The sequence below is a fragment of the Cellulomonas sp. A375-1 genome, assembly GCF_001040865.1.
In the GTDB taxonomy this organism is placed as follows: domain Bacteria; phylum Actinomycetota; class Actinomycetes; order Actinomycetales; family Cellulomonadaceae; genus Cellulomonas; species Cellulomonas gelida.
Window position 1 is genome coordinate 8,052 of the sequence record NZ_LFKW01000083.1, and the last position, 4,859, is coordinate 12,910.

General features: G+C 75.0%; 4 protein-coding genes. 1 reads left to right on the forward strand and 3 read right to left on the reverse strand.

Going from position 1 to position 4,859, the window contains the following annotated elements:
• Positions 1 to 2,551 (forward strand): phosphoenolpyruvate carboxylase (locus tag CWIS_RS09285; RefSeq protein WP_048342998.1); only part of this gene is annotated, 2,551 nt, incomplete at its 5' end.
• Positions 2,552 to 2,661: 110 nt separating this feature from the next.
• Here CWIS_RS09285 and CWIS_RS09290 read toward each other — a convergent pair.
• The 3 genes from CWIS_RS09290 to CWIS_RS09300 form a co-directional block, all read right to left on the reverse strand.
• Positions 2,662 to 3,156: an NUDIX domain-containing protein gene (locus tag CWIS_RS09290; protein WP_048342999.1), complete on the reverse strand. Its 495-nt coding sequence runs from the start codon at positions 3,154 to 3,156 to the stop codon at positions 2,662 to 2,664.
• A 44-nt stretch (positions 3,157 to 3,200) separates the two neighbouring features.
• Positions 3,201 to 4,025 (reverse strand): energy-coupling factor transporter transmembrane protein EcfT, encoded by an 825-nt coding sequence (locus CWIS_RS09295; protein WP_048343000.1) that lies wholly within the window; start codon positions 4,023 to 4,025, stop codon positions 3,201 to 3,203.
• The coding region (locus CWIS_RS09300; protein WP_156186606.1) for an energy-coupling factor ABC transporter ATP-binding protein at positions 4,022 to 4,859 on the reverse strand (838 nt) is incomplete at its 5' end. The genes CWIS_RS09295 and CWIS_RS09300, both read right to left, overlap by 4 nt.

A 4,859-nucleotide genomic window follows, 5' to 3' on the forward strand; every position in this document is an offset into this window, starting at 1 on the left:
TGGCGAGGAGCTCCTGAACGACGTGGAGCGGCTGCGCGAGCTGTCGATCCGCGCGCACGACGAGCCCGAGGGCGACGCCCTGGCGCTCGCCGAGGAGCTCGTCGCGGGCTTCTCGCTCGACCGCGCGGAGCAGGTGGCACGCGCCTTCACGTGCTACTTCCACCTCGCGAACACCGCGGAGGAGTACCACCGCGTGCGCGTGCTGCGCGAGCGCGAGGCGAACGCCGACCCGCACGCGCTGACCCCGGACGACTCGCTCCCGGCGGCCGTGGTGAAGCTCGCCGAGGAGGTCGGCGACGACGAGGCGCGGCGCCGGCTGCGCGAGGTCGAGTTCCGTCCCGTGCTCACCGCCCACCCCACCGAGGCGCGCCGCCGCGCGGTCTCGCGCTCGATCCGCCGCATCGCCGAGCTCGTCGCCGAGCGTGACGTGCGCAGCTCGGGTGGCGTCTCGCTCGCGGAGAACGACCGTCGCCTCCTCGCCGAGATCGACACCCTGTGGCGCACCGCGCCGCTGCGCCAGGCCAAGCCGAGCGTGCTGGACGAGGTCCGCACCGTGCTCGGCGTCTTCGAGTCGACGCTCGCCGACGTCCTGCCCGCGGTCTACCGCCGGCTCGACGACTGGCTCCTCGACGGTGAGGCCGGGACCACCCAGCCTGTGGTCCGGCCCTTCGCCCGGCTCGGCTCGTGGATCGGTGGCGACCGCGACGGCAACCCCAACGTCACCGCCGAGGTCACGCGCTCGGCTGCGCAGCTGGCGTCCGAGCAGGTGCTCATCGAGCTCGAGAAGTCGGCTCGTCGCACCGCGGCCGGTCTGACCCTCGACGGCGCCGGGACCCCCGCGTCGTCCGAGCTGAACGCCCTGTGGCAGCGCCAGCGGTCGCTCTCGGAGCCGATCGCGACGCGCGTGTCGGCCGAGTCGCCGAACGAGCCGCACCGGCGCGAGCTGCTGTTCGTCGTCGAGCGGCTCGCCGCGACCCGCAGCCGCAACGCCGACCTCGCGTACGTCGCGTCGTCCGAGCTCGAGGCGGACCTGCTGGTCGTGCAGCGCTCGCTCGTCGACGCCGGTGCCACGCGTCAGGCGTACGGCGACCTGCAGCGTCTGCTGTGGCAGGTGCAGTCGTTCGGCTTCCACCTGGCCGAGCTCGAGCTGCGGCAGCACTCGCAGGTGCACGCCGCCGCGCTCGCCGACATCGCCGCGCACGGCATCGACGGCGAGCTCGAGCCCCGCACGGTCGAGGTGCTGGACACGTTCCGGACCGTCGGCACGATCCAGAAGCGGTTTGGGCCGGATGCCGCACGTCGCTACATCGTGTCGTTCACGCAGGCCCCGGAGCACCTGGCCGCGGTCTACGAGCTCGCCGAGCTCGCGTACGGCGGGGCCGAGAACGTCCCCGTGATCGACGCGGTCCCGCTGTTCGAGACCTTCGCGGACCTCGAGGCGAGCGTCGACATCCTGCAGGCGGCACTGGCGTTCCCGCAGGTGCAGAAGCGTCTGGCGGAGAACGGCCGACGCGTCGAGGTCATGCTCGGCTACTCGGACTCGTCGAAGGACGTCGGCCCGCTGTCCGCGACGCTCGCGCTCGACGAGGCCCAGCGCCGCATCACGCAGTGGGCGCGCGACAACGACATCGTCCTGACCCTGTTCCACGGTCGCGGCGGCGCGCTCGGGCGTGGCGGCGGCCCCGCCAACCGCGCGCTGCTCGCACAGCCCCCGGGCTCGGTCGACGGCCGGTTCAAGCTCACCGAGCAGGGCGAGGTCATCTTCGCGCGCTACGGCGACCCGAACATCGCGGCCCGGCACATCGAGCAGGTCGTCGCGGCGACGCTGCTCGCGGGTGCGCCGAGCGTCGAGGAGCACAACGCGCAGGCGGCGGAGCGGTTCCGACCGCTCGCGGCACGCCTCGACGAGGCCTCGCGGACGCACTTCCACCAGCTCGTGCGCGCCGACGGGTTCCCGCAGTGGTTCGCCGAGGTCACGCCGCTCGAGGAGGTCGGCATGCTGCCGATCGGCTCGCGTCCGGCGCGTCGCGGCCTGTCGGTGTCCAGCCTCGACGACCTGCGGGCGATCCCGTGGGTGTTCTCCTGGTCGCAGGCGCGGATCAACCTCGCCGGCTGGTACGGCCTGGGCACCGCGCTCGAGTCGATCGACGACCTCGCCGAGCTGCGCTCCGCGTACCAGGACTGGCCGCTGTTCGCGACGATCATCGACAACGTCGAGATGTCGCTCGCCAAGACGGACGAGCGGATCGCCGCGCGCTACCTCGCGCTGGGCGACCGGGACGACCTGGCGCAGCTCGTCCTAGACGAGATGGCGCGCACGCGTCGCTGGGTGCTGGCGATCACGGACTCGGACGCGATCCTGTCGCGCCGCCGGATCCTCGGCCGCGCCGTCCAGCTCCGCAGCCCGTACGTCGACGCGCTCTCGCTGCTGCAGCTGCGCGCGCTGCGCGGCCTGCGCACCGGCGACGCTCCCGAGCGGGACGACGACCTGCGTCGCCTGCTCCTGCTGACCGTCAACGGCGTGGCCGCAGGCGTCCAGAACACCGGCTGACACCGGCACCGCACGCACGACGACGGGGCTCCCCGGCCAGGCCGGTGAGGGCCCCGTCGTCGTCCGGCGCGGCTCCGCGCAGTGGAGCTGGGTGCGCTACGGGCGCGGCGTCAGCGGGGCAGCGACACGACCGCGGGCAGCGGCGTGCCCGCCGCCACGGCGTCGAGCACCAGACGCTCGTGCGGGACCACGTCGGGCAGGTCCGCGAGGGTGAACCAGCCCATCTGCGCGCTCTTGTCCGGCTCCTGGAGCGTGGGCTCGCCCTGCCACCGCTGCGCGAGGAAGAACACGTCGACGCGCTGCTCGACGGGTGGCCCGGAGCGCTCGAAGCGGTGCAGCACCGTCAGCGGCACCAGGTCGTCGGCGGCCAGACGCACGCCGGCCTCCTCGTGCGCCTCGCGCACGGCGGCCTCGTGCACGGACTCGCCCGGGGCGACGTGCCCGGCGAGCAGTCCCCACCAGCCGTCCATGTACCCCGTGCCGTGGCGGAGCTGCAGCAGCACCTCGTCGCCACGGCGCAGCACCACGTACGCGGCGGCGACGAGCAGCGTGCGGTGCCCCAGGTGGTCGTCGGGTCGGTAGCTCTCGGGCGTCGTGTCGCTCACCCCTGGAGTCTGCCGTGGCTGAAGGGTTCCCGACGACGTGCCCGTCAGCCGAGCGTGGACCACGTCAGGAGCCACCCCGCCCGTGACGTGGCGGCGACGACGAGCGCGCACACGCCGAGCGTGACGAGCACGAGGACGGCGTCCGCCGGGCCGAGTCGCACCGGGCGGTGCACGGTGCGCGGTCCGGAGCCGAGCCCGCGCAGTTGGAGCGTCGTGGCGAGCCGCTCGCCCTGGCGCAGCGCGCCGACGAGCAGCGCGAACGCGGCGCGTCCGAGCGAGGCCGGGTCGCGGGGGAGCGGTGCGCCGCGTCGGCGGGTCGGGTCGCGCACCGCCTGGGCGCGACGGATCGTCGTCCAGGCGTCGGGCAGACCCTCGAGCACGCGGTAGCCCGCGAGGATCGCGTACGTCACGCGCGCCGGCAGCCGGGCGTGCTGGTGCAGGCTCGTCATGAGGCGGGGACCGTCGGTGGTCGTCGTGAAGACCACGGCGAGCGCGCCGACGACGAGCGTGCGCACGGCGAGCGACGCGCCGACGACGAGCCCCGTGCGCGTCACCTCGAGCCCCGCGACCTGCGCGACCACCTCGCCCTCGCGCGTCACGGCGTTGACGGCGAGCAGCGAGCACGCGAACGGGGCGAACGCCGCGCACGTCGTCACGAGCGTGCGCACCGGGAGGCGACCGGCGGCCACCGCCGCCGGCACGAGCGCGAGCCCGACCAGCGACGGTGTCGCGATGTCGACGGGCACGAGCAGCACGGACGAGACCGCGAGGAGCACCAGGAGCTTGACGGTCGGGTTGCGCCGGTGCAGCACGGAGTCGTGCTCGAGCGCACGGCCGAACCGCGGCGCGACGGGGGAGTGCGCGCTCATGACGGCTGACCCGCCCGGGCGCCCGGGGTGACCAGCCCGGCGGCGTGCAGGGGGCCGTCGTGCGCGGGCGAGAGAAGGTCCGCCGCGGGCCCCTGGGCGAGGACCCGTCCGTGACCGAGCACGACGAGGTCGTCGGCCAGGTCGGCGACGAGCGTCAGGTCGTGCGTGACGACGACGACCCCGCGCCCCTCGTCGGCGAGGGACCGCAGCAGGGCTGCGAGGGCCGCCCCGGTGCGTCCGTCCTGGCCGAACGTCGGCTCGTCGGCCAGCAGGACGTCGTGGCCGCACACCGCGGCGGCCGCGACCGACAGGCGCCGTTGCTGTCCGCCGGACAGGCGGAAGGGGTCGGCGTCCGCGAGGGGCGTGAGGTGCACGGACGCCAGCGCCTCGCGGGCGACCCGCTCGGCGTCGGGCACCTTCGCGCGGCGCGGACCCCAGGCGACCTCGTCGGACGCGGTGCGCGCGAGGAACTGCTGCTCGGGCTGCTGGAACACGAGCCCGACGCTCCCGCCGTCCACGGTGCCCTCGTGCGGGAGGAGCCCGGCGAGCGCGAGCAGCAGCGTGCTCTTGCCCGACCCGTTGAGCCCGACGACCGCCGTGACCCGCCCCGGCCGGACGTCGAGGTCGACCCCGGTGAGCACGTCGCGCCCGCCCCGGCGCACGCCGAGCCCGCGGACGCGCAGCACGGAGCCGGTCGCGGCCGGACGCGGCGCCCGTCGCAGGGTCGGTGGTGCGCCCGGCAGGCGGACGCCCAACGCGCTCAGGAGCCCTGCCTGGTCGTGCAGCACCTCGCGCGTGGGGCCGTCCGCGACGAGCCGGCCGTCCTCGTCGAGC

Excerpts from the sequence above, each read along its gene's own strand:
- CWIS_RS09295 (WP_048343000.1), bottom strand. The coding sequence starts at position 4,025 with ATGAGCGCGCACTCCCCCGTCGCGCCGCGGTTCGGCCGTGCGCTCGAG.